Annotated in this window: 22 protein-coding genes; 15 read left to right on the forward strand and 7 right to left on the reverse strand. The window is 57.3% G+C overall.

Annotated features, from left to right (window positions below; all coding sequences use genetic code 11):
* The first annotated feature begins 15 nt into the window (after positions 1 to 15).
* Complete coding sequence (locus tag I6I12_RS05215) at positions 16 to 933, forward strand: tyrosine recombinase XerC (RefSeq protein WP_023021298.1); 918 nt, start codon at positions 16 to 18, stop codon at positions 931 to 933.
* Here I6I12_RS05215 and I6I12_RS05220 read toward each other — a convergent pair.
* Entirely contained in the window at positions 930 to 1,454 is a 525-nt protein-coding gene (locus tag I6I12_RS05220) for a M23 family metallopeptidase (RefSeq protein ID WP_080971240.1), read from the reverse strand. The two genes, I6I12_RS05215 and I6I12_RS05220, sit on opposite strands and share 4 nt — an antisense overlap.
* Before the next feature lie 378 nt (positions 1,455 to 1,832).
* Here I6I12_RS05220 and rpsB point away from each other — a divergent pair, with 378 nt between their 5' ends.
* The 5 genes from rpsB (at position 1,833) to I6I12_RS05245 (ending at position 6,393) form a co-directional block, all read left to right on the forward strand.
* Positions 1,833 to 2,666 carry a 30S ribosomal protein S2 gene (gene rpsB / locus I6I12_RS05225; protein WP_005325233.1) on the forward strand — a complete coding sequence of 278 codons (834 nt, stop codon included), beginning with the start codon at positions 1,833 to 1,835 and terminating at the stop codon, positions 2,664 to 2,666.
* 300 nt (positions 2,667 to 2,966) lie between these two features.
* Complete coding sequence (tsf, locus tag I6I12_RS05230) at positions 2,967 to 3,779, forward strand: translation elongation factor Ts (RefSeq protein WP_023021300.1); 813 nt, start codon at positions 2,967 to 2,969, stop codon at positions 3,777 to 3,779.
* A 268-nt stretch (positions 3,780 to 4,047) separates the two neighbouring features.
* The gene (pyrH, locus tag I6I12_RS05235) at positions 4,048 to 4,734 is read left to right on the forward strand and encodes a UMP kinase (RefSeq protein ID WP_023027755.1); all 687 of its coding nucleotides are present in this window, start codon (positions 4,048 to 4,050) and stop codon (positions 4,732 to 4,734) included.
* A gap of 71 nt (positions 4,735 to 4,805) precedes the next feature.
* Positions 4,806 to 5,363 (forward strand): ribosome recycling factor, encoded by a 558-nt coding sequence (frr, locus tag I6I12_RS05240; protein ID WP_023021301.1) that lies wholly within the window; start codon positions 4,806 to 4,808, stop codon positions 5,361 to 5,363.
* Positions 5,364 to 5,514: 151 nt separating this feature from the next.
* Positions 5,515 to 6,393 (forward strand): phosphatidate cytidylyltransferase, encoded by an 879-nt coding sequence (locus tag I6I12_RS05245; RefSeq protein WP_200288923.1) that lies wholly within the window; start codon positions 5,515 to 5,517, stop codon positions 6,391 to 6,393.
* Between the two features lie 87 nt (positions 6,394 to 6,480).
* On the opposite strand, the gene I6I12_RS05250 is transcribed toward I6I12_RS05245, so the two are convergent.
* Positions 6,481 to 6,888: a LapA family protein gene (locus tag I6I12_RS05250; protein WP_200288924.1), complete on the reverse strand. Its 408-nt coding sequence runs from the start codon at positions 6,886 to 6,888 to the stop codon at positions 6,481 to 6,483.
* A gap of 94 nt (positions 6,889 to 6,982) precedes the next feature.
* Here I6I12_RS05250 and rlmN point away from each other — a divergent pair, with 94 nt between their 5' ends.
* The 3 genes from rlmN to I6I12_RS05265 are packed head-to-tail and all read left to right on the forward strand — an operon-like array spanning position 6,983 to position 10,542.
* On the forward strand, positions 6,983 to 8,095 hold the full coding sequence (gene rlmN, locus I6I12_RS05255; protein WP_489884471.1) for a dual-specificity RNA methyltransferase RlmN: 1,113 nt from the start codon (positions 6,983 to 6,985) through the stop codon (positions 8,093 to 8,095).
* Positions 8,096 to 8,113: 18 nt separating this feature from the next.
* Complete coding sequence (locus tag I6I12_RS05260; protein WP_023021305.1) at positions 8,114 to 8,944, forward strand: ABC transporter ATP-binding protein; 831 nt, start codon at positions 8,114 to 8,116, stop codon at positions 8,942 to 8,944.
* Positions 8,945 to 8,949: 5 nt separating this feature from the next.
* Positions 8,950 to 10,542: a hypothetical protein gene (locus I6I12_RS05265; RefSeq protein WP_200288926.1), complete on the forward strand. Its 1,593-nt coding sequence runs from the start codon at positions 8,950 to 8,952 to the stop codon at positions 10,540 to 10,542.
* A 180-nt stretch (positions 10,543 to 10,722) separates the two neighbouring features.
* On the opposite strand, the gene I6I12_RS05270 is transcribed toward I6I12_RS05265, so the two are convergent.
* Complete coding sequence (locus I6I12_RS05270; protein ID WP_023021307.1) at positions 10,723 to 11,184, reverse strand: DUF2631 domain-containing protein; 462 nt, start codon at positions 11,182 to 11,184, stop codon at positions 10,723 to 10,725.
* Positions 11,185 to 11,361: 177 nt separating this feature from the next.
* Between I6I12_RS05270 and dxr the strand changes: the two genes are divergently transcribed.
* The 5 genes from dxr (at position 11,362) to map (ending at position 17,899) form a co-directional block, all read left to right on the forward strand.
* Entirely contained in the window at positions 11,362 to 12,522 is a 1,161-nt protein-coding gene (gene dxr, locus I6I12_RS05275; protein WP_200288927.1) for a 1-deoxy-D-xylulose-5-phosphate reductoisomerase, read from the forward strand.
* A gap of 15 nt (positions 12,523 to 12,537) precedes the next feature.
* The gene (locus I6I12_RS05280; RefSeq protein WP_200288928.1) at positions 12,538 to 13,746 is read left to right on the forward strand and encodes a M50 family metallopeptidase; all 1,209 of its coding nucleotides are present in this window, start codon (positions 12,538 to 12,540) and stop codon (positions 13,744 to 13,746) included.
* A gap of 106 nt (positions 13,747 to 13,852) precedes the next feature.
* Positions 13,853 to 15,016 carry a flavodoxin-dependent (E)-4-hydroxy-3-methylbut-2-enyl-diphosphate synthase gene (gene ispG / locus I6I12_RS05285; RefSeq protein WP_023021310.1) on the forward strand — a complete coding sequence of 388 codons (1,164 nt, stop codon included), beginning with the start codon at positions 13,853 to 13,855 and terminating at the stop codon, positions 15,014 to 15,016.
* A gap of 81 nt (positions 15,017 to 15,097) precedes the next feature.
* Positions 15,098 to 16,951: a penicillin-binding transpeptidase domain-containing protein gene (locus I6I12_RS05290; RefSeq protein WP_200288929.1), complete on the forward strand. Its 1,854-nt coding sequence runs from the start codon at positions 15,098 to 15,100 to the stop codon at positions 16,949 to 16,951.
* A 78-nt stretch (positions 16,952 to 17,029) separates the two neighbouring features.
* The gene (gene map / locus I6I12_RS05295) at positions 17,030 to 17,899 is read left to right on the forward strand and encodes a type I methionyl aminopeptidase (RefSeq protein WP_200288930.1); all 870 of its coding nucleotides are present in this window, start codon (positions 17,030 to 17,032) and stop codon (positions 17,897 to 17,899) included.
* Between the two features lie 172 nt (positions 17,900 to 18,071).
* Here the strand turns inward: map and I6I12_RS05300 are convergent, their stop codons facing one another.
* The 4 genes from I6I12_RS05300 to I6I12_RS05315 all read right to left on the reverse strand — a co-directional run bounded on the left by I6I12_RS05300 (position 18,072) and on the right by I6I12_RS05315 (position 21,683).
* On the reverse strand, positions 18,072 to 18,470 hold the full coding sequence (locus tag I6I12_RS05300) for a hypothetical protein (RefSeq protein WP_200288931.1): 399 nt from the start codon (positions 18,468 to 18,470) through the stop codon (positions 18,072 to 18,074).
* Between the two features lie 47 nt (positions 18,471 to 18,517).
* A complete protein-coding gene (locus tag I6I12_RS05305; RefSeq protein WP_200288932.1) occupies positions 18,518 to 18,904 on the reverse strand; it encodes a hypothetical protein in 387 nt (128 codons plus the stop codon).
* Between the two features lie 316 nt (positions 18,905 to 19,220).
* Positions 19,221 to 20,624 carry a mycothione reductase gene (gene mtr / locus I6I12_RS05310; RefSeq protein WP_200288933.1) on the reverse strand — a complete coding sequence of 468 codons (1,404 nt, stop codon included), beginning with the start codon at positions 20,622 to 20,624 and terminating at the stop codon, positions 19,221 to 19,223.
* Positions 20,625 to 20,651: 27 nt separating this feature from the next.
* Positions 20,652 to 21,683 (reverse strand): alpha/beta hydrolase, encoded by a 1,032-nt coding sequence (locus tag I6I12_RS05315; RefSeq protein WP_200288934.1) that lies wholly within the window; start codon positions 21,681 to 21,683, stop codon positions 20,652 to 20,654.
* Positions 21,684 to 21,947: 264 nt separating this feature from the next.
* Here I6I12_RS05315 and mqo point away from each other — a divergent pair, with 264 nt between their 5' ends.
* The gene (gene mqo, locus I6I12_RS05320; protein ID WP_023021318.1) at positions 21,948 to 23,444 is read left to right on the forward strand and encodes a malate dehydrogenase (quinone); all 1,497 of its coding nucleotides are present in this window, start codon (positions 21,948 to 21,950) and stop codon (positions 23,442 to 23,444) included.
* Positions 23,445 to 23,507 lie beyond the last annotated feature (63 nt).

The following is a 23,507-nucleotide window of genomic DNA, read 5'->3' on the forward strand; positions in this document are numbered from 1 at the left end:
GTACACTGCTGTGACATGAGTGAAGATGGAGTTTCCGCGAAAGCGCCGGATATTCAAGGGCAGATGGCTGAGGCTATCGAGGATTTCGTGGATTTCCAACTGCACGTGAAAGGCCGTGCGGAGGCAACGGTACGTGGGTATCGCTCAGATCTGCGCGACCTTGCTCGCAGCGTTCCTACCTTTGCGGAATTTAACCTCAACAACCTGCGCCAATGGCTGGCAGAGGCCGTGGCGGAAGGAAAGTCGCGCTCCACCTTGGCGCGGCGCACCGCAGCGGTCAAAGGATTTTCCACTTGGGCAGTGCGCGAAGGGCACCTCGAGCGAGATGTAGCCGCACGGCTGGTCACGCCCAAGGTGGGCCGTCACCTACCGACGGTTCTATCCCCCGAGCAGGCCGGTGAGCTCATGGGCAATGCGGTTTCTGCAGACGAAGCTCACTTCCTGCGCGATAGTGCCATCTTGGAGTTGCTGTATGCCTCCGGGATGCGCGTGGCGGAGCTGGTGCGCCTAGACCTGAGCGATATTGATTTTCATCGCGGCACCTTGCACGTAACCGGTAAGGGAGATAAGCAGCGCGTGGTGCCTTTTGGTCATGCGGCGGACGACGCCTTGCGGCAGTGGATAGAAAAGGGCCGTGGACAACTCGCTGAGGAAGGAACTAAAGCCGTATTCGTAGGCAGCAGGGGAGGGCGCATTGACCAGCGCCAGGTGCGGCGCATTGTGGATAGGGCCGCCAAAGTTAGCGGTGCACAAGGGCTTACCCCGCACGGAGTGCGGCACTCGGCTGCCACCCACCTCCTAGAAGGCGGGGCAGATTTGCGGGTTGTGCAAGAACTATTGGGGCATTCCTCGCTTAATACCACGCAGATCTATACCCACGTATCTGCGCAAAGATTGCAACGCGTATATAACCAGGCGCATCCTCGAGCTTAAAGTGGCTTGAGGCGTATCACTGGCATATCCAGCAAGGTTAAAGGATCAATATAGGTATCTTTTGCAATGAGGGCGCCCCAGTGCAGGCCGGGATAGCCATCGACGGGATTGCCCAAGCGGCCAATGACTTGTCCTTCGCGAACCTCTTGGCCTTGTTTTACGGTGCCGTGTACGGGCTGATAAGTCGTCCTTACCCCGTCTGCATGGGTGATGGAAACGACCGGTTTTCCTGCCACCGTGCCGACAAACGCGACAACGCCATCTTCAGCGGCTACCACCGGAGAACCCACGGCAAGGGCCATGTCTACACCGCGGTGGCCGGGACTCCACTTTTGTTCGGGAGCTTCAAACCCGCGCAAAACCCGCGCCGGGTTTGGCTTACCCGAGGCAGGATCAACGTAGGCCGTGGCCGGTGGGCAGCACAGTAGTAGTAGGAGGGAAGAAACGACGAGGAAGGCAGTGGTGGTGAAGGTGGGGCGTCGGAAAGCGGGCTTTGAAAAAGACACAGAAAAATGGCTCATGGGAAAAGCATTAACCAGAGGTGAGCTGTCAGAAAGCCCTTGCCTGTGGGGCTGTGGATTACGAGTAGCGGATGGTCCAATTGGGGTGAATGTGGCGCATGATGCTTAGCAGCTTCGACCCTAGTGTGAATAAGTTGTATTCGGTTTGGAAAAACCAGCGTAGAGGGATTATTCTTTGAGACAGCAGTGTGTCCACCGTGTGGAGGCATTGACTACGCGCGGCGAAGTTGTCGCTTCCTGCTGGAAGGAAGAGACAGCCTGGCGGCTGACGTGGTCCTTGGAAACAAGGTGTCAGCGGGGCCTTCGTTGCTAGGGTGCGGAATAAAACACCGCACAATTGGAAAACCGAAAGACAAGATAAAAGAAAGCGAGCGAATCATGGCAGTTGTAACCATGCGCGAGCTCCTCGACGCTGGTGTGCACTTTGGCCACCAGACCCGTCGCTGGAATCCGAAGATGCGTCGTTTCATCTTCACTGACCGTAACGGCATCTACATCATCGACCTGCAGCAGACGCTGACCTACATTGACGAGGCTTATGAGTTCGTCAAGGAAACCGTTGCACACGGCGGCACCATCCTGTTCGTTGGTACCAAGAAGCAGGCTCAGGAAGCAGTTGCTGAGGAAGCAACCCGCGTCGGTATGCCTTACGTAAACCACCGCTGGTTGGGCGGCATGCTCACCAACTTCCAGACCGTGTCCAAGCGTCTGAAGCGCATGAAGGAGCTTCAGGCAATGGACGAGCGTGAGGACGGCTACAAAGGCCGCACCAAGAAGGAAGTTCTCATGCTCAACCGTGAGCGCGCCAAGCTCGAGCGCGTTCTGGGCGGCATCTCCGATATGGCTAAGACCCCGTCCGCTCTGTGGATTGTTGATACCAACAAGGAGCACATCGCGGTCAAGGAAGCTCACAAGCTGAACATCCCAGTTGTTGCCATCTTGGACACCAACTGCGACCCGGACGACGTTGACTTCCCGATTCCGGGCAACGACGACGCCATCCGTTCCACCAAGCTGCTTTCTGGCATCGTTGCTTCCGCTGTAGAGGAAGGCAAGAAGGCTCGTGAGGAGCGTCAGCTGGCTGCAGCCAAGGAAGCTGCCGGCGACTCTGCTGAAAAGGAAAAGCGTGACGCTGAGGCGGCTGCCGCAGCTTCCGATCCGGCTTCCGCAGAAAAGTCTGAGGAAGCATCCGCAGACAAGGCCGAGAAGTAATCGTACTTTCTTGGTAGGAACCTTCCTTACCTGCTTTTAACTGAATACCCCACGCACTTTTGGTGTGGGGCAGCAAGGGAGTAATACCTGCCCAAGGCTGTTTACCAACCCCCGCCACCGTGCTCAAACGGCGGCGGGGGTTGGTTTTATCTATGCTGGGTGCTGCTGAAGCCAGCTCCACCTTCATGCATAGGTGAGAAAAGGGGTGGTTTCTGCCACCCTAAAGCGGCGCGATTTCACCGCGTCGACTACGCTGTTTGAACGAACACTGTTTGATTTTCAAGGAGGATCGCCCCAACTATGGCGAACTACACTGCTGCAGACGTCAAGGCACTGCGCGAAGCTACCGGCTCCGGCATGCTCGATTGCAAGAAGGCTCTGGAAGAGTCCAACGGCGACTACGATAAGGCCGTTGAGTACCTGCGCATCAAGGGCGCTAAGAACGTCTCCAAGCGCGCTGACCGCGAGGCAACCGAAGGCCTGATTGCTGTTTCTGGCAACACTATGGTCGAGATCAACTGTGAGACCGACTTCGTTGCTAAGAACGAGGCTTTCAAGACCTTCGCAGCCAAGATTGCTGACGCTGCCGCTGAGGCCAAGGCAAACTCCGCAGACGAACTCAACAACATTGAGATCGACGGCAAGAAGGTTTCCGAGGTAGTGGACGAGGAGTCCGCTAAGACCGGTGAGAAGCTGCAGGCACGCCGTGCAGTTACGGTAGAGGGCGACAACATTGCCGTTTACCTGCACCAGCGTTCCGCTGATCTGCCGCCGGCAGTGGGCGTTCTGGTTTCCTACGAGGGCAACGAGGAAGGCGCTCACGCTGCCGCCCTGCAGATTGCTGCAATGAACGCTGAGTACCTCACCCGCGAAGACGTTCCTGCAGAGATCGTCGAAAAGGAGCGCGAGATCGCTGAGGCCACTACTCGTGAGGAGGGCAAGCCGGAGGCAGCCCTGCCGAAGATCGTGGAAGGCCGCCTGAACGGCTTCTTCAAGTCCATCGTTCTGCTGGAGCAGGCTTCCTTGTCTGATAACAAGAAGACCGTAAAGCAGGTTGCGGAAGAGGCTGGCACCACCATCACTGGCTTCGTTCGCTACGAGGTTGGCGCTTAAGCACGCTCTCGCTTTTAAAACCTAGCCCACAAAGGACCGTCCTTTGTGGGCTTTGTTGTGCGCTAATGGGGTGACCGGCGCGAGGTTCTCTCTTCTCTAGGTGCCTTTTTGATGCCTAGCTTAAACCCACCGGGCTGCATCGGCAGGTGGTGTGAGGATGCGAAAGATATATGGGTAAGATGGGGCGGAGATTGAAACTGCCCCGCGTTAAGGAGACGAAGTAGGCGTGACTGCTGCAGATATTAAGCGAACCGGATATAAGCGAGTAATGCTGAAGCTGGGCGGTGAGATGTTCGGCGGCGGTAAGGTCGGTATCGATCCGGATGTGGTTGAAAACGTTGCCCGCCAAATCGCCGAGGTCTCCCGCCAAGGAATCGAGATTGCAGTGGTGATTGGCGGCGGAAACTTCTTCCGCGGCGCGGAGCTATCCCAGCGCGGTATGGACCGGGCACGCTCGGACTACATGGGCATGCTCGGCACGGTAATGAATTCCCTTGCACTGCAGGATTTCCTCAAGCAGCAAGGTGTTGATTGCCGCGTACAGACCTCCATCAACATGGCGCAGATTGCTGAGCCGTACCTGCCGCTGCGTGCGGACCGCCATTTGGAAAAGGGCCGCGTAGTTATCTTCGGCGCTGGCATGGGTATGCCGTACTTCTCCACGGATACCACCGCCGCGCAGCGCGCCTTGGAAATTGGCGCCGAGGTTCTGTTCCTGGCTAAGGCAGTCGACGGCGTCTACTCGGATGACCCGCGCACCAATCCGGATGCAGAGTTGTACTCCGAAATTACCCCGCGTGAGGTCATTGAAAAGGGCCTAAAGGTGGCAGATGCAACGGCCTTTAGCCTGTGCATGGACAATGATATGCCGATTTTGGTCTTTAACCTGCTGGAGGAGGGCAATATTGCCCGCGCAGCTGGCGGTGAAGTTATCGGCACGCTGGTGCAGTCCTAATACTGTAGCGGCTGCGAACCTGCTACCTTTTTATACAGCCACCCCTATTCGTTTAAGGATGATTTAGCCTCATGATCGATGAGATTCAGCTCGAAGCAGAAGAGCACATGACCGCTTCCGTCGAGCACACCCGCGAGCAGCTGGTGACCATTCGTACCGGCCGCGCGAACCCCGCCATGTTCAACGGCTTGGTAGCCGAATACTACGGTGTTCCCACCCCGATTACCCAAATGGCTACCATATCCGTACCAGAGCCGCGCATGCTGCTCATCAAGCCTTATGAGCAGTCCATGATCCATGAGATTGAAAATTCCATCCGCAACTCGGATTTGGGCGTCAATCCCACCAACGATGGTCAGGTTCTGCGCGTGACTGTCCCGCAGTTGACGGAGGAACGCCGTAAAGAAATGGTGAAGCTGGCTAAGAGCAAGGGTGAGGATGGCAAGATCGCTATCCGTAATATTCGCCGCAAGGCCATGGAGCAGTTGAAGAAGCTGCAAAAGGACGGCGATGCCGGCGAGGACGAAGTCATCGCAGCAGAAAAGGAAATGGAAAAGATTACCTCCGGCTACATCGAGCAGGTAGACAGCTTGGTAGAGAATAAGGAAAACGAGCTGATGGAGGTCTAGGACCTCCGCTTTGTTGCCGCCGTGCCTGTCTCCTCGGCCGGCGGCGCTTTTTCTGTTCCAAGGCCCGCCGCTCCCACAAACGGGGCAGAGCCGGCGGAACTGAGCATGTTAGCCGGGGAATCACACAAGACAGCGAAAGGAGCCGGTCACGGTGAGTGACGCCATAAACCGCCGATTGCCACAGCCAAAGAATGGTGCAGGCCGCGACTTGCCGGCCGCTATCGGTGTTGGCGTGGGGCTCGGCGTTCTTGTGGTGCTTGCCGTGTGGGCTGGTCCGCTGGCTTGGTATGCGGTCGTAGCGCTTGCAGTAGGCGTTGCGATGTGGGAGGTCCTCAGCCGCCTGCGGGAGCATTCCTACTATGTTCCGCGTACGCTGCTTATTATTCTGGGCCAAGCCATGGTGTGGATCTCATGGCCCCTGGGTGCGCCAGGCCTGGTAGCGGTCTATGTCACTGCGGTGCTGGCACTTATGTTTGGCCGCCTTTTCCATAATGGCCGTCATCGTCCGCCTATCAACTACCTGCGTGATATGTCCGTCGGTATTTTTGTGCTGACGTGGATTCCCCTTTTTGCCACCTTCGCAGCTATGTTGTCGCTAGTGTCGACTCCATTTTCCAGTGGGGCTGCCTCCATCGTCGTCTTTATGCTGTGCGTTGTGGCTTCCGATACCGGCGGATATGTTGCGGGCGTGATGTTTGGTTCGCACCCCATGGCACCTGCGGTGAGCCCTAAAAAATCGTGGGAGGGGTTTTGTGGGTCCATCATCTTCGGCGTGGTGACCGGTGCGCTCACGGTGAAATTTCTGCTCCATCACGATGCCTGGGTGGGTGGCCTGATGGGGCTCGGTCTAGTTATCTGTGCCACCTTGGGAGACTTGGTGGAATCCCAATTTAAGCGCGAGCTGGGTATTAAAGACATGTCGGCATTATTGCCCGGCCACGGCGGCCTCATGGACCGTTTGGATGGCATGCTACCTTCTGCCATGGTCACCTGGGTAGCGATTAGCTTCCTGTCTACGTTTACACCATAGGAACATCAGACAAACAAAAGCCGCCTCTCCCGTATAAACTGCCCGAAAAAGACGGCAGAACAGGGGAGAGGCGGCTTTTATATAGATTTATACCTGCTGCGCTTGCTTGCGTAGCTGGCGACGCAACTCAAACATGCGCCAGCCACCGACTAGCGCCATGATGAGTGCGCCGCCGATAGCAAAAATGAGGAAAGCAATTCCGGCGGGGAACTCGCCAGACCAGCCCAGGAAGTTCATGGGAACCTCGTGCTGGTTTTGCATGATGAACACAATGAGGACAATCAGCAGCAGGAATCCTACGATAAGCGCCATCCACGTGCTGGCCGCGAAAGATCCCTTCGCCTTGCCAGAGGGCTGAGTGGAGTGAGAAGTAGAGTCAGAAACGGCTGGTTCTAGGTCAGAACTAGTCTCCGGTTCAGAAGCGTTCAGCTCCGCCGAGGAGAGGTCTGCGTCGGAAGAAGAAAAATCATCTGCAGGATAATTTGGATTTGTCATGTATCCATTATTTCTTTAATCCTGTCGATTATGCCACTTGGCACGGCCTCCAATTGGAAAATCCCACGCAGACCGTGGAAAGATGGGCAATATTATGGCTCAACCAGTGAAACTTAACTTTTCCGCCCCGCGCCGCGGATTGCCTCCTAAGCATTTTGCGGACCTGACCGAAGACGAGCGCATTGACAAGCTCGCAGAAATTGGCCTACCTAAATTCCGTGCGAAGCAGCTGGCTAAGCACTATTACGAGCACTACACCGACAACGTCGAGGATATGACCGATATCCCCGCCGGCAAGCGCGAAGCAGTCAAGGAAGCCTTCTTCCCTGAGCTGATGAAACCCATCCGGACCACCTCCACGGACGACGGCGAGACCACTAAGTCCCTGTGGCGGTTGCACGACGGCACGCTACTGGAATCAGTGCTGATGCGCTACCCAGGTCGCGCTACTTTGTGTATTTCTTCCCAGGCAGGGTGCGGCATGGCCTGCCCGTTCTGCGCTACTGGCCAGGGCGGCCTTGATCGTAACTTGTCCACGGGCGAGATTGTCGAGCAATTCCGCCACGCTGCGGCCGCCATGGCTGCAGAAGGTGGGCGTTTGTCCAACGTTGTCTTCATGGGCATGGGTGAGCCGCTGGCCAACTATAAGCGCGTGGTCCAGGCCGTACGTCAGATTTCTGGCCAGGATGGTACGGGTTTTGGCCTTTCCCAGCGCAACGTGACCGTTTCCACCGTGGGCTTGGCTCCGGCAATTCGCAAGCTTGCGGACGAAGACTTGGCCTGCACTCTGGCCGTTTCCTTGCACACTCCGGACGATGAGCTGCGTGACGGTCTAGTGCCCGTCAACAACCGGTGGTCTGTTGATGAGGTGCTGGATGCCGCGCGCTACTATGCGGATAAGTCCGCCCGCCGCGTGTCCATTGAGTACGCCCTGATTCGCGATAAGAATGACCAGGATTTCCGCGCCGATATGCTGGGGCGCAAGCTGCACCAGAAGTTGGGCTCCAAGGTCCACGTTAATGTTATTCCGCTGAACCCCACGCCGGGCTCAGAGTGGGATGCGGCCCCGCAAGACCGCCAGGACGAGTTCGTGCGTCGCGTGCAAGCCCAAGGCGTTCCCTGCACGGTGCGCGATACAAAGGGCGATGAGATTGCGGCGGCTTGTGGTCAGCTTGCAGCGGATGAGCGGGAAGATAAGTCAGCCTAACTGATAAGATTGGCGGACATGATTGTTCCGAATTATCCGCCACTTGCAGATGATCCGACCACGCAGGCCTTTGCCGTGCGCGGTCTGAACAAAATTTTCGCTGGACGCCCCGTGGTGTCGAATTTGAGCCTCGACATCCCGCGGGGCTCTATTTATGGCATCGTTGGCCCCAATGGCGCGGGCAAAACCACCATGTTGACCATGGCGTGTGGCCTCCTGCGCCCAAATAGCGGCGAGGCCTTTATCGCCGGGCACAATACCTGGCAGGAGCCACTGCCAGCCAAGGCGGCCATGGGCCTGCTTGTCGACGGCGCTCCGGTCTTCGACCGTTTATCGGGCCCAGAGTACTTGTTCTATCTCGGCGCATTGCGCCGCATGAATCAAGCCGAAGTCGAGCACCGCAGCGCACAGCTTTTGGATGCCTTGCAGCTTGCCGACGCCGCCGATAAACCCATCGCGGACTACTCCGCCGGCATGACTAAAAAGATACTTCTGGCGGGCGCGCTCCTGCATAACCCAGAGGTCGTGATACTAGATGAGCCCCTAGAGGCAGTGGATCCCGTTTCGGGGCAGCTTATTCAAGAGATCCTGCGCGCCTATGTCGCCCGCGGAGGCACAGTAATCCTGTCTTCACATGTTATGCAATTAGTGGAAGGCTTATGCGATCACGTAGCCATCATCGCCGGTGGCCAGGTGCTCTCCGCCGGCCACGTGGAAGATGTGCGCCAAGGCGGCAGCCTGACGGATGCCTTCATTCACTTCGCCGGCGGAAGTGAATTTGATGCGGACTCTTTCGAGTGGTTGCGCAGCGAAGGCAGCACAACGCAGCGCGGGGAAGGGGAGTTGTAGACGCAATGACTTCGACGCTTCTCAAGCTGCACCGCACACTATGGGTGCGAAGCCTTAAAGCGAATGCTGCAGCGGTTATGATCCCGATCTGCCTTTTGCTCTATGGACTCATCGGGCTAGCATCGCTCGCCGCTCTTGCTGCGGCAGATATTTCCACCGGAACTGGGAACGTGCAAGCCTTAACCGTGGCCCCTGGTCTTGGCACGCTGGCTTTCATCGTTATCACCCTCATCATGCCCAGCGGAGAGAACCAGCTATCTGCCCGCGAGCTTTCCGCGTTTCCGCTGCGGCTGAAAGACATCACACCGGCACTCGCTATCGCCTCGGTGCTTAATCTGCGTGCCCCGGTCTCAGTCTTGCTGTCCATTGCTTATGCGGTGGCCGGAAGCGTGATCCTGGCGGCAAACGGGAAGGCATTGTTCATCTTGCCTTTCTGTCTAGGAATGCTTTTCGCCCTTGTACTGACGCTGGTGCTGGTGGATCTCGCGGTTCATGTCGGGTCAACTGTCGCGGAGCTTAGTTCCACGAAGCTTAAGGCCTTGGGCTCGGTGGCGGTGTTCGTGCTTATCTTCGGCTCGACTAAACTTTCTTCCCTCGCGGGCTCTGACTTCCCTTTGGGAACGGTAGGTGAAGGATTAGCGTGGACGCCTGTTGGAGCACCGGTGGGTTGGGCGCTTGCGCTTGCTCAGGGCGAAATGGTGGAAGCCTGCGCACAATTTCTCATCGCCGTAGTAACGCTGGGCGTAGCTGTGTGGGCGTGGCATCAATTGCTGCGGCGGCAATTCGAGCACCGTACGGTTTCCCCGTCGGCACGCAATCACCGTGAGAAGTCCAAGGGGATAAGCCGCTTTTCCCTTGGTTCCTTTTCCTATAGCAGCCCTGCTGCCATGGAATTTACGCGCTCGCTGCGCTATATTTTCCGTGACTCCCGCCTTATTGGCAGCATTATCATGCAGCCAATTCTGGCAGTCGTCTTGATTATCCAGGGCTTTGCTACTGACTCCGATTTATCTTCAGTAGGTTTGTTATTCCTCGGGCTGATAGGCGGAATCGTCGCCACCAATGATTTTGGTTATGACGGTCCAAGCCTGTGGGTAAAGATGGCCGCCCCAGTTCGTCCGCGCACGCTGCTCTACGCGCGGCACTGGGCGCACGTGGTGCTTTCAGCCATAATTGTTGTGCTCACGGCGATGCTGCTTTTTGCGCTAAGTGCGGATAAAGCTCTCACTGCCTGTTTGGTGGTTGCTGCCCTGGGAATCTTCATTTCTTCCGCCGGATTGTCATTGCTGCTCACCACCTTTAATCCCTTTGCCACCGCGCGGCCTGGCGGGAATATGTGGGCGGATAAATCCGGCTACTCGGCTAGCGCCTTCTTAAGCGCTATTTTGAGTTTGTTTATTGGCTGGACGCCCATCATCCCAGGCGTCATCCCAATGGCTATCGGCTACGGCTCGAACATGGTGCTGGTCGCGCTGGGGTTTGTACTCGTCATAGCCGTGCCTGTTGCGTGTTATGTCCTCGCACTGCGGGTCAGTGGCAAGCGCGTCGATAACACCCTGCCCGAGATCTACGCCAAGGTGGGCCACTGGGTGTCTTAAAACTCGGGCGCTTCTTAGCAAGTATCGCCCACACCGCGCTCTTGCTAAGGGTGGGTGTGGGCAGGGCAGCACCCAGCAGAGTGAGCGCTGAGTAAGGGGAGAGGCGTCGGCAAGCGGAGGCAAAAAGAAACCGCCGACCTTCGCGGGGAAGGGCGGCGGTAGCTAAAGTGTGCTGAAAGCTTAGAGCGCGTGCTTGCTGGAGGAAACCGGGGTGGCGTTGTTAGTGCCTGGCTCAACGCGCAGGTGAGAAACGCGGGAAGGCTCGATATTCAGCGCGCGCAGCTGGGAATCGCTCAGCTCGGCGTACACACCGGTGTTGGTCTTTTGGTCGTAGACCCAGTCTGGCTCCTGGTGGCCCACCGGCTGGTTGCGGGCGGTCACGGTGCGCACCTGGTGCAGCTTAGGCTGGAAAGCATGAATGAGCAGGCCGATTACCAGCAGGACAGTCAGTACGACGAGCCAGACAGTCTCAACGTGGCCCTTGTGATTACCAAAGTGGTAGGCGATCAAGAAGAGAACGGAAATCCAACCGGCGATCTGCACGCCCGAGCGGCTGATGCGGGACCAACCGAATCCTGCGGATGGGACGTCCTCAGTAGAAACACCGTCATATACCTGCGGTACCGGCTTGTGGGAAGACACTTGCTCTCCTTCGCTTCTGCGTATGCCCGTCTGCGCGATGGGCGTGCGGGCACACCAATGCCATTTGTCTGCTACACATTCTAAATCATCGCGCCTTAGATGGCGATTAAACACCCCCGCCGCAGTACTGGTTACCTGCCATGCCCGCCCCGTGGTGATGGGCGCTAGGGTGGAAGGGTGACTACACAGCGAATACTCATTCTTGGTTCCACCGGTTCAATCGGCACGCAGGCTCTGGAAGTTATTGCGGATAATCCCGATAAATTCGAGGTAGTGGGAATCGCGGCGGGCGGCTCCAACCCGCAGCTCATCATTGAACAGGCTCGTCGCCTCAACCTTTCGTTTGACCACGTTGCAGTGGCTAAAGAGGATGCTGCTGCCGAGGTTTCCGCTGCCTTAGGCGGTTCGGTATTAAGTGGCGCCGATGCTGCAGAGAACCTAGTGCGTTCGACTCCGGCCGATACTGTGCTCAATGCTCTAGTGGGATCCCTCGGCCTTAAAGCCACTCTAGCGACGCTGGAGATGGGGGAGTACTTGGCCTTGGCCAATAAGGAATCCCTCGTCGCCGGTGGCACGCTCGTCACCCAGGCCGCGCGCCCTGGTCAAATCATTCCCGTCGATTCGGAACATTCCGCCATGGCGCAGTGTCTGCGCGCCGGCGAGGAAGGGGAGCTGGATAAGCTTGTTCTTACCGCCTCAGGCGGTCCCTTCCGTGGTTGGTCGCGCGAAGAGATGTGGGACGTGACCCCAGAGCAGGCGGCGCAGCACCCGACCTGGTCTATGGGCCAGATGAATACCCTCAATTCAGCAACGCTCATGAATAAAGGTCTGGAGCTCATTGAGGCGACGCTGCTCTTTGACATCGACCCTGAGCGTATCGATGTCACCGTGCATCCACAGTCCATTATTCACTCTATGGCTACTTTCAAAGATGGCTGCACCATCGCCCAAGTTTCGCCGCCGTCGATGAAGCTGCCGATTTCGCTGGCGCTGAATTGGCCGCACCGCGTGCCGGGTGCGCAGCCTTCCTTAGATTTTGCGCAGGCGCATGAGTGGCGTTTTGAGCCGCTTGACGATGCCGCCTTTCCCGCCGTCGATCTCGCCCGGCGCGCCGCGGCCGAGGGAACGGGGGTCATTTATAACGCGGCCAATGAGGAAGCGGCGGCCGCATTTTTATCCAGGCGTATCCATTTTCCAGAAATCGTGGACGTAGTGGGCAAGGTCCTTGATTCCGCTTCTGAGTTTGCTGGTGTAGTCTCTAGCCTCGATGAAATCCTCGCAGTAGAAGGCGAGGCGCGCAGGCGCGCGAACGCGCTGATTGATTCGCTGGCTGACTAGAAAGCTTTTCACACCATGGCAAATTTGCTGGGCATTGTGTTTTTCGCCCTTGGCATCGGGCTTACCGTAGCGTTGCATGAAGCAGGCCATATGCTTAGCGCGCGTGCCTTTGGTATGCGCGTGCGCCGCTACTTTATCGGCTTTGGTCCGCGCGTATTTTCCTTCCGGAAGGGGCACACGGAATACGGGCTGGCGGCCTTCCCTGTGGGCGGCTTTTGCGATATCGCCGGAATGACTGCCCAGGATGAATTCCTCACCGAGGACGAAGAACCCCACGCCATGTATAAAAAGCCATGGTGGCAGCGCATCATTGTGATGGCAGGCGGTATTGTCGTCAACCTGATTTTGGGCTTTGTCATTCTCTATTTTGTCGCGATGACGGCTGGCCTGCCCAACCCGGATGCCGATGTGCGCCCCCGCGTAGGCGAGGTGACCTGCTCGGCCAATCAGAAGCCGAACCAAGAGCTGGAAAAGTGTACGGGTCCAGGCCCCGCCGGAAAGGCCGGTGTGCGGGAGGGCGATATCATCGTCGCCTTCGAGGGCCAGAAGATAGACTCTTTTACCCAGCTGCGCGATGAGGTAATGCAGCGTCCTGGTGACACCATCACGCTGACAGTTGAGCGCGATGGAAAAGATAAAGACATCCCAGTCCACCTGGATACCGTTAAGCGGCTCAATAAGGACGGAGAACTTATAGATGCCGGCTCTATCGGGTTGAGCAATCAGCTTATCGACGTCGTCGAAAAGCACGGCCCTGTTGACGCGCTACCAGCAACGTGGCGGTTTAGTACCTACTCGTTGGAAGCAACGGTAGATGGCCTCAAGCAATTTCCTGGCAAGGTGCCGGGCGTGGTGGCCTCCATCTTTGGCCACGAACGCGAAGCTGACGGCCCGATGTCCGTTGTCGGCGCTTCCCGTGTGGGCGGCGAATTGGCGGAGCGTTCCCTGTGGTCGATGTTCTTTATGATGCTGGCAACGCTGAACTTCTTCCTCGCTCTATTTAACCTAGTTCCGTTGCCGCCTTTCGACGGCGGGCATATCGCCGTCATCATCTATGAAAAGCTGCGCGATGGTATCCGCAAGCTCGCGGGCAAGCCGGCCTTGGGCCCGGCCGATTACACCAAGTTGATGCCGGTGACCTATGTGATGGCCGCACTGCTGATGGGCGTCGGCGTCATCGTTATCGTCGCCGATGTAGTTAACCCTATCCGGCTATTTGGTTAGCAGCCGTGTCCCCACAGCGCGCACTTCAGGCATAAAGCAAGCAGTGCTAGAGTGGGGGCGTTAATCACCCACCTTATAAATTTCTGTGCTTCAACAAGGAGAATTCATGTCGACCCCCATCGGTCTAGGAATCCCAGACGGCCCGCCACCAGTACTGCACCCGCGCCGTAAGACTCGGCAGTTGCAGGTAGGCCCGGTCGGTGTCGGCTCTGACTCACCAATTTCGGTGCAGTCGATGACCAATACGAAGACGCACGACATCAATGGCACACTGCAGCAGATTGCGCAGCTGACCGCTTCCGGCTGCGATATCGTGCGTGTGGCTTGTCCTAAGCCCATCGATGCGGAAGCACTTCCGGCCATTGCTAAGAAGTCGCCCATCCCGGTGATTGCGGATATCCACTTCCAGCCTAAGTACATCTTCCAAGCCATCGATGCCGGCTGTGCCGCCATCCGTGTTAACCCGGGCAATATCCGCGAGTTCGACGGTCGCGTGAAGGAAGTTGCAAAGGCTGCAGGCGATGCCGGCATTCCTATCCGCATCGGCGTTAATGGTGGTTCTTTGGATAAGCGCCTGCTGGAAAAGTACGGCAAAGCCACCCCGGAGGCACTCGTCGAGTCCGCCATTTGGGAAGCTGGCCTGTTTGAGGAGCACGGCTACGGAGATATCGCTATTTCCGTCAAGCACTCCGACCCTGTCCTGATGGTGGAGGCGTACCGCCAGCTGGCGGAAAAGACTGACTATCCGTTGCACTTGGGTGTGACCGAGGCAGGCCCGAAGTTCATGGGAACCATCAAGTCCTCGGTTGCCTTCGGCGCGCTACTGGCAGAGGGCATTGGCGATACCATTCGCGTGTCCTTGTCCGCGCCGCCAGTAGAGGAGATCAAGGTAGGCGACCAGATCTTGCAGTCGCTCAATTTGCGCCCGCGCAAGTTGGAGATCGTGTCCTGCCCTTCCTGCGGCCGCGCTCAGGTGGACGTCTACAAGCTGGCAGAGGAAGTTACCGCTGGCTTGGAGGGCATGGAGTTCCCGCTGCGCGTTGCCGTTATGGGTTGCGTTGTCAACGGTCCGGGCGAGGCACGCGATGCTGACCTCGGCGTTGCTTCCGGCAATGGTAAGGGCCAGATCTTTGTCAAGGGCGAGGTCGTTCGCACCGTGCCGGAAGACAAGATTGTAGAAACCCTCATTGAAGAAGCCATGCGCATTGCCGATGAGCAGGGCATGGAGGCCGTGGAAGGCGCTAAGGCTGAGGTTCGCGTAACCCAGTAATCCACCCACATTAAGTAGACTGCCCCGCACTTCGGTGTGGGGCAGTCTTTTTTAGCTCTTGCGCTGCTAGAGTGCCAAGACATGAAGAAGTTGGTCGCGCTGGTTGCAACTATCACGCTCGCTTCCACCAGCGTGGTTGCTTGTACCCCGAAGCCGGTATCTGCAGAACCGGTGGCGGAGGAATTCCTCGAAGGGATGGAATCTCGCAATAACGACGGTTTGGCCGCGCTTACCGATTCCCCCTCTGACGCCACCGCCGCCCTGGACGCCACCTACTCCGGCCTGCAGGCCGAGGGGCTCGATATTGAGCTAGAAGGTGTCGATCAAGACGAGAACCTCGCTACGGCGAACTACAAGGTCACCTGGGATCTGCCCAAGGAACGCACCTTGAGCTATGACACGCAGATGACGCTTACTAAGACCGAGGATGAGTGGACGGTGCGCTGGAAGCCGAGCCTTATCCACCCAGACTTGGGCGCAAACCAGCACTTGGAACTGCGCGCATTGGAGGCAAAGCGTGCCAGCGTGGTCTCTTCCAATGGAGTGGAATTGATGAGCCCAGGGCTGAACTACCGGCTGGTGGTAGATACCAGTTCCTTGGAGGATGTGCGCCCTACCGCGGCAAAGATTAGCGGTGCGTTGGCAGCTGCCCATCGTCAGGATGATTCAATTGCAGAGATTGATGCCAAGGATTTGGCCAAGAAATTGGAGGATGCGGATGGTTCTTTCTCCGTAACTATGTTCACAGAAGACCAAGCCAAGGCTGTGCGTCCCAAGGTGGAAGGCATGGACGGTGTGCGCCTCAACGAGGAGCCAGCCTTGGTTACCCGCAACCGCGGTCTTGCGCCCGATCTCATGTCGCGCGTGCGTTCTGCGGTCCAAGACGAGGTCGATGGTCAAACTGGCTGGTCCATTTCCGTGGTCAATGAAAATGGTGCGGCACTCTCGGACGTCGAAAAGCATGATCCCAATGCTGCGCCATCGATCAAGGTTGGTCTCGATTACGATGTGCAGCGCGCCGCGCAAGAAGCGGTAAACGAGCGTGCCGATTCGCAGGCAATGCTCGTAGCCATCCGACCTTCCAATGGCGATATTTTGGCCGTAGCGCAAACCGAGAAGGCTGATGAGGACGGCGACGTCGCCCTCCAAGGCCAGTACCCACCCGGTTCTGTTTTCAAAATTCTCACCGCCGCGGCTGGCGTGGACAAACAGGGCCTAAATACCGATACCATCGTTCCGTGCCCGGGCACTATGGATATCTATGGCCGCGTAGTGACCAACTACAATTCTTTTTCTTTGGGCAGTGTTCCGCTTAGCCAAGCCTTCGCGCAGTCTTGTAACACCACCTTTGCGGATATCTCCACCAAGCTCAAGCCTGGTGAGCTGAAGGATATGGGCAAGAAATTTGGCTTCGGCGTTGAGTACGACATCCCCGGGTTGACGACCATCACTGGCTCTATTCCAGACGGAAAGGAGCCATTGGAACGCACTGAATCCGGATATGGTCAGGGCTACGACTTGGCAAGTCCTTTTGGCATGGCCCTTGTTTCTGCCACGGTTGCCAACGGCAAGACACCTACGCCTACGCTGATTGAAGGCCATAAGACTAAAGCGTCCGAGAAACCACAGCAGATTTCCAAGCCCGTGCTGGACAATGTCCGAGCCATGATGCGCCAAGTGGTCACCAGCGGTACCGCGCGCAGCATGGTCGCTGGCGGCACCATCTATGGCAAGACCGGTGAGGCGGAAATCAATGAAGGCTCGCACGCCTGGTTTACCGGCTACCGGGAAGAAGATGATATTGCCTTTGCCACCCTCGTGGTTTTGGGTGGCGGCTCCGATGCCTCGGTCAATATCACCAGCAATTTCTTGCAGAAGGTCGATGCCTACCGCTCCGGTCCGCACGAAGGGGCAGCGCCGCCGGCCGAGGGATAGTCGCCGCGCTGCGTCTGCAACCCCGCCGCAGGACCCCGGCTCCCGCGTTCGCGGTGGAGAGGACTACCATGGGAAACCATGAGCAATCGAGGAAAGCTAAAGCCAGGCAAGCCCACTCCGATCCTCACCGTTCCGGAAAGCATTGAGCGACCGGAGTACGCGTGGAAGGATGAGGTACAAGAGGGCATTGGCGAGCCCTATGTCCAGTCCCCAGAGGTCATTGAGAAGATGCGCGAGGCCTGCAAGATTGCGGCCAACGCCCTCAAGGAGGCTGGAAAGGCCGTTAAGCCGGGGGTAACTACTGATTATGTAGACCGCGTGGCACACGAATACATGTGTGACCACGGCGCTTACCCTTCTACGCTGGGGTACCGTGGCTTCCCTAAGTCCAGCTGCGTATCCCTTAATGAGATTGTCTGCCACGGCATCCCAGACACCACCGTGATTGAAGATGGTGACATCGTCAATATCGATATCACCGCGTATAAGAACGGGGTGCACGGCGATAATAACGCTACCTTCCTTGCCGGCGATGTCTCCGAGGAGCACCGCCTGCTGGTAGAGCGCACGAAAGAGGCCACGATGCGCGGCATTAAGGCTGCAAAGCCTGGCCGTGAGATTAACGTCATCGGTCGAGTTATCGAGTCTTATGCCAAGCGTTTTGGTTATAACGTCGTGCGCGACTTTACCGGCCACGGCGTCGGCCCGACTTTCCACAACGGCCTAGTTGTCTTGCACCATGACTCGACCGTCTACCGCGATATCCTCGAGCCGGGTATGACGCTTACCGTCGAGCCGATGATTAATCTTGGCTCGCTGGATTACGAGATCTGGGATGATGACTGGACCGTCCAAAACACGGACGGCAAGTTCACCGCCCAGTTTGAGCACACCCTCGTCATTACTGAGGACGGCAACGAAATCCTTACCATCCCCGATGAGGACTAAGCTTCGCTAACGAAGGCCGCCTCCACGACCCCAAGCGGGGAAGTGGAGGCGGCCTTTTGCGTACTTTGCTTGCCGACATCCCGCGCAAGGCATCAGCACTCAGCACGTAGCTGCACATAGCAAAGGGGCCCCTGCAAGCCCTAGCTATCTAGAGCCAATCTGCGGCTAATAATTAGCGGCGGAAGATTGGGTCCAAGATGTGCTGCGGGACGATGCCGGTGTAAACGGCGTAGTTGTAAGCGCCGATGATTGCGCCGACAATGGAGGTGATGCCCAGTGCGGTAGCACCCTTCTTCCAGTTGGAAGCCCACTCCGGGATGTCTTCGGAGGTTTCGGTGCCGAACATGTCCTCGCCGGTGACCTGGTTGTCAGGAGTTACGACAGGCTTGCCGTCCTCGCCCTCGGTCCATGCGCCCCAGTCCTTGCCCAGCTGGGTGAGGGAGCTGGAAGAAGAGGAGGAGGTGGTGTTCTCGTTGGTGGAGGGGGTCTCTGCAGAAGCAACTGCGGTGCCGCCGAAAGCTACGGTGACTGCGGTAGCAGCAGCAACGGCTGCGGTGCGGAAGTTACGCATTGTGAAAATACCTTTCGGAATTTTTGATTGAGCCGAGTGGCTGTTGCTTAGAAGGAAGGGCCGTGTACGAAGAAGTTGTAAACAGGGCCGATGATGCCGCCGAGCAGGGCGCCAACGCCTGCTAGCACGGTAGCACCGTAGAAGACCTTTGCCCATGCTGGCTGGCCGGAGAAGTCCTTGGAAGAACCGAAGATGCCAACGGCGTTAGCTGCCTGGTCGCCCTCGAGCTTGTTGCCGATCTTGGAGGACAGGGAAGGGGTGTAGTCCTCAGGGGTCTGGTCTTCCGTCTGGCCTGCGCCAGTCTTGGAAGGACCTGCCTGCTCTACTGGGACAGTGTTGCCGTTCTGGTTAACGTCGGCGGAAGCAACGGTGGTGCCGCCGAAGGCAACGGCGAGAGCGGTTGCGCCAGCGATAGCTGCATTGCGGATACGCATATCAAAATTCCTTAAAAGTCGTACTTGCAAGGCTTCCACACTGGGAAACCAAAGTGTTATTGAATGTACAGGGAACATACAGAAACACGCGGTAGCCGTGTTCGTATCGGCTTGAGCCGGTGCCCCCAGTAAATCTAGTAAAACTCTTGTCCTTTTGCGCGTCAAAGACCGGAATTTCATCCATTAAATTAACGTGTGTCCCTAAATGGTGGTGAATTTCCTGCAGTCACGAATGTGACTTCCTTGGCGTGAAATGGGAATATGCCCTGGAAGCTGGGAAAAATCTGGGTATGTATGAGGAAGGTCACGTAACAATTTACTTTTGCCACTCCAGTCCCAAAAGGGCGTTTTCCACTACTTCTGGTAGCGCGGGGTGAATCCAATATTGGTTGCGGGTGAACTCCCGCATGTCCAACGAGTAGGCCATCGCGGTAATCAATTGCTGGATGAGGGTAGAAGCCTGCGGTCCCATCAAGTGAGCTCCGAGAAGCTGCCCGGTAGCGCGATCTGCCACTAGCTTGCATATACCGGTTTTATCTTCCATGGCCCAGCCGTAGGCAACATCGCCAAAGTTCTGCACCTTGACGGTTACATCGAAGCCTTCCTCGCGAGCCTGCTTTTCGGTCCGGCCCACCGTTGCGATCTGCGGGTGGGTAAAGACGGCGGCAGGGACATTGTCATGGGGGAGCGGGCGGAGGTCTTCTGGGTGCAGCAGGTTGTGCTGTACGGAGCGCATCTCGGCATTGGCTACGTGCTTGAGCATGTACGGCGAAGAGACGTCGCCAAGCGCCCATACGCCCTCGGCAGTGGTGCGGCCGAACTCATCGGTTTTTACGCGGCCGTCGGCAAGCAGCTCAATGCCTGCCTTATCCATATCCATCTGATCGCCATTGGGGGTGCGCCCAGTGGCAACCAGAATGGCCTCTGCCTCAATAGAGGTGCCATCATCTAGCTCCAACCGCACTCCCTTGTCGGTCTTCTCGAGCTGGGTGCCATTGGCAATGCGGACGTCGAAGCGCTCGCGAGCAATCTGATTGAAGCGACTAGATAGATCATCATCAAGGTGGCGCAGCAAAGTCTCGGAGCGATTGACCACGGTGACCTCCGTGCCGAGCCCGTCAAAGACATGGGCAAACTCCATGGCGATATAGCCACCGCCCACCACAATGAGGCTTTGTGGCTGATGGTCCATGCGCATGATGTCTTCATTGGTGTAGTACTTCACGCCAGACTTGGCATAGACCTCTGGAATGACCGGGCGGGAGCCGGCCGCGATGACGATTTGCTCGCCAGTGATGACATGTTCGCCGGTCTGAATAGTCTTCGGGCCAATAAAGCGGGCGTGCTCGTCAAATACGGTGATATTTGGGGTTTCCTCCCCGCGGCGGTACTGCTCGCCGCCCTTGGCAATCTGGTCGATGCGGTTGGTGAAGACGCGGTCCACGATGGAATCCCAATCCACGCTATTGACCTGAGCATCTAGGCCTAGACGGCCGGCCTCGCGCGCGGCCAAGGCGATATCGGCGGCATAGACATACATTTTAGTGGGAATGCAGCCCACGTTGAGGCAGGTACCGCCAAAAGTACCCTTTTCAATGATGGCGATCTTTTGGTCATCAAACTCCGGGCTAGGGATGGAGTTTCCGGAGCCGGTGCCGATGATGATGAGGTCAAAATGTTCCTCGGCCGCGGGCGTATGGTTCTGGTGTGAAGAAGTCACGTTTATTCCTTATATATAGGGACTAAATTACTGGACGGGTTTAGCGGAATCTAAGACGGTGGGCAACCACTCATCGCAGGCGTTGAAGGCCTCTTGCAGCGGATCCGGAAGGGATAGAAAAACATCGTGCCTAGCGCCCTTGATGGGGTGCAAGGTGTAGTGAGCGCTTAGTTCCTTTGCCCAGCGGCGCGTTTGGGCAACGTCGATGATGACATCCGTGTGGTTCGCGGTATCGGAATAAGGCCGGCCCAGTTGAGTGCGAGTGGACTGCAGCGTCAAAATTGGTACGCCGGCATCGATACGACCGCTATGGATGGCATCAAAGCCATGGAATACTGCGGCTAGCCAGCCAACATACTTCTTATGGCCAGCCAGTGGCTTAAAGCGGAGGTCAAAATCCCACTCGCCGTAGAAATCTTGGTGAACAGACTCGCCGTAGGCGGTGAAGTTGCCACCGGGCAGGGGAGTCCTGGGGACGATGCGGCCAAGTGCGTACAACAGCGGTTTGAGCGGGGTAAGAACCTGGCCGGGCACGCCCATCATGTCGAGCCACGGGCTATTGAGGATGAGCCCCTTCAAGCGCTGGTGGCGTTCGTAGTCGGTTCGGCGCAGATGATCCATCCATAGCGGGGCGATGAGGCCACCGGTGGAGTGAGCGATGAAGATAACCTCATCATTAGGGATGGCATCGAGTGCAGCGGTGAGGTCAGCAAAGTAGAACGCCAAGTCCGATACATAGTGCCATGACTGGCCGGAGCGGCGCGAGCGACCACACTTGCGCAGATCCACAGCATAAAAGTCATAACCTTGGGCGGCAAAGTGCTCGGCTACGTGGGTGTGGAAGAAGTAGTCGGTCATACCGTGTAGCCACACCAAAGCCGGGCGCGATGAGGCGGCGGATGGTTCGCGTGCCGCATCGTCCGCCTGCTGCGGTGCGTAGTGCACCAGCGTGGTGGCCACGTTGCCCTCGCCGTCGGGGTCGACGCCTAAGTCAATGGTGGCAGCTTCATAGTCGGGGCCGAGTTTGTCTGGGCCCCATACCGGGGAGTGTGTAACCATGCCTCGATTCTAGGTGTAATAAAGGATTTATGGTGCTGGTGTTGGGGTGTAGATAGTGGGGGCGGAAATTCCCACATTTTTGCCACTGGTCTGGGGGAGAAATCCCAAATTGCATAAGAAAAGCGTAGAGTAAGGCCTTAACGCGTGACGCACTGCCAGGTTGTCTTAGTGCAACGATGGTGGCGCGGGGCGCTAAGCGCTATAAGTCAAGGCGTAGACCGCGCCGATGGATATCTATTTTCAATTCGAAGAGGTAATAACAGAGTGTCCTCCGCTAAGAAGACAGCACAGGTTGTAGACGAGGTCGACGTAGCACTTATTGGTGCCGGCATCATGAGCGCCACCTTGGGCGCAATGCTCCGCGAGCTGGAGCCTAGCTGGACCCAGATGGTCTTTGAGCGTCTCGACGGCCCCGCATTGGAGTCCTCCTCCCCGTGGAATAACGCCGGTACCGGCCACTCCGCACTGTGCGAGCTGAACTACACCCCGGAGAAGAATGGTCGCATTGATATCTCCAAGGCTCTGGGGATTAATGAGAAGTTCCAGAAGTCTCGCCAGTTCTGGTCTCACCAGCTCAACAACGGTATTCTGACCGACCCGAGCGAATTTATTAACCCAGTTCCGCACGTGTCCTTCGCACAGGGCGAAATCCAGGTTGACTACCTTAAGCGTCGCTATGACGTTTTGAGCGAGAAGCACATGTTCCCAGGCATGCAGTTCTCCGCTGATGATTCTGTCTTTGCGGAGAAGCTGCCCCTGATGGCGCAGGGCCGTGATTTCTCCAATAAGGTAGCCATCTCCTGGACCGATGCCGGCACTGACGTTAACTTCGGCGCGCTGACCAAGCAGTTCCTGACCGCGGCTAAGGCCTCCGGCACCGAGATCCGCTACGGACATGAGGTCATCGACATCAAGCGCGATGGCTCTTCCTGGAAGGTCTATTCCAAGAACAAGCACACCGGTGACATCACGGTAGTCAAGGCTAAGTTCGTCTTCGTGGGTGCTGGCGGTTATGCCTTGGATCTGCTGCGCAAGGCCAAGGTGAAGGAAGTTGCCGGTTACGCAGGCTTCCCAGTATCCGGTCTGTGGCTGCGTTCCAAGAACCCGGAGCTTATCGAGCAGCACCAGGCGAAGGTCTACGGTAAGGCTGCTGTGGGCGCCCCGCCAATGTCCGTGCCTCACCTGGATACCCGTGTTATCGACGGCGAGAAGGGCCTGCTATTCGGCCCCTACGGCGGCTGGAGCCCGAAGTTCCTGAAGAAGGGCAGCTACCTGGACCTATTTAAGTCCATCCGCCCGGATAACATCACTTCTTACCTTGGCGTTGCCGTCCAGGAGTTCGGCCTGACCAAGTACTTGGTAGACGAGGTACGCAAGAACTTCTCCGACCGCGTTGAGACCCTGCGCGAGTACGTCCCGGAGGCAAAGGAAAGCGACTGGGAGACCGTCATCGCCGGCCAGCGCGTGCAGGTGATCAAGCCTGCAGGCGCCCCGCAGTTCGGCTCCCTCGAGTTCGGTACTACCCTGGTCAATAACCAGGAGGGCAATATCGCCGGCCTGCTCGGTGCATCCCCGGGCGCATCCATTACCCCTGCCGTCATGTTGGAGCTGCTGGAGCGTTGCTTCGGCGAGCACATGATCGATTGGGCGGATAAGATCCGCGAGATGGTTCCGTCTTATGGCATCAAGCTGCGCAACGATGAAAAGCTCTATGACGAGATGTGGGAGTACACCCAGAAGACCTTGAAGCTAGACCGCTAGAACCAGCTTCTTCCTAGATAACCCCCTGTACCGCACCGAGACGGTACAGGGGGTTATTCGGTC

It is taken from the genome of Corynebacterium kefirresidentii, from assembly GCF_016599755.1.
Lineage (GTDB): Bacteria > Actinomycetota > Actinomycetes > Mycobacteriales > Mycobacteriaceae > Corynebacterium > Corynebacterium kefirresidentii.

What these genes read in the sequence shown, in the direction of transcription:
- I6I12_RS05215 (WP_023021298.1), top strand. Translation starts at nt 16, where the DNA reads ATGAGTGAAGATGGAGTTTCCGCGAAAGCGCCGGATATTCAAGGGCAG.
- I6I12_RS05220 (WP_080971240.1), bottom strand. Translation starts at nt 1,454, where the DNA reads ATGAGCCATTTTTCTGTGTCTTTTTCAAAGCCCGCTTTCCGACGCCCC.
- rpsB (WP_005325233.1), top strand. Translation starts at nt 1,833, where the DNA reads ATGGCAGTTGTAACCATGCGCGAGCTCCTCGACGCTGGTGTGCACTTT.
- tsf (WP_023021300.1), top strand. Translation starts at nt 2,967, where the DNA reads ATGGCGAACTACACTGCTGCAGACGTCAAGGCACTGCGCGAAGCTACC.
- pyrH (WP_023027755.1), top strand. Translation starts at nt 4,048, where the DNA reads ATGCTGAAGCTGGGCGGTGAGATGTTCGGCGGCGGTAAGGTCGGTATC.
- frr (WP_023021301.1), top strand. Translation starts at nt 4,806, where the DNA reads ATGATCGATGAGATTCAGCTCGAAGCAGAAGAGCACATGACCGCTTCC.
- I6I12_RS05250 (WP_200288924.1), bottom strand. Translation starts at nt 6,888, where the DNA reads ATGACAAATCCAAATTATCCTGCAGATGATTTTTCTTCTTCCGACGCA.
- rlmN (WP_489884471.1), top strand. Translation starts at nt 6,983, where the DNA reads ATGGCTCAACCAGTGAAACTTAACTTTTCCGCCCCGCGCCGCGGATTG.
- I6I12_RS05260 (WP_023021305.1), top strand. Translation starts at nt 8,114, where the DNA reads ATGATTGTTCCGAATTATCCGCCACTTGCAGATGATCCGACCACGCAG.
- I6I12_RS05265 (WP_200288926.1), top strand. Translation starts at nt 8,950, where the DNA reads ATGACTTCGACGCTTCTCAAGCTGCACCGCACACTATGGGTGCGAAGC.
- I6I12_RS05280 (WP_200288928.1), top strand. Translation starts at nt 12,538, where the DNA reads ATGGCAAATTTGCTGGGCATTGTGTTTTTCGCCCTTGGCATCGGGCTT.
- ispG (WP_023021310.1), top strand. Translation starts at nt 13,853, where the DNA reads ATGTCGACCCCCATCGGTCTAGGAATCCCAGACGGCCCGCCACCAGTA.
- I6I12_RS05290 (WP_200288929.1), top strand. Translation starts at nt 15,098, where the DNA reads ATGAAGAAGTTGGTCGCGCTGGTTGCAACTATCACGCTCGCTTCCACC.
- map (WP_200288930.1), top strand. Translation starts at nt 17,030, where the DNA reads ATGAGCAATCGAGGAAAGCTAAAGCCAGGCAAGCCCACTCCGATCCTC.
- I6I12_RS05300 (WP_200288931.1), bottom strand. Translation starts at nt 18,470, where the DNA reads ATGCGTAACTTCCGCACCGCAGCCGTTGCTGCTGCTACCGCAGTCACC.
- I6I12_RS05305 (WP_200288932.1), bottom strand. Translation starts at nt 18,904, where the DNA reads ATGCGTATCCGCAATGCAGCTATCGCTGGCGCAACCGCTCTCGCCGTT.
- I6I12_RS05315 (WP_200288934.1), bottom strand. Translation starts at nt 21,683, where the DNA reads ATGGTTACACACTCCCCGGTATGGGGCCCAGACAAACTCGGCCCCGAC.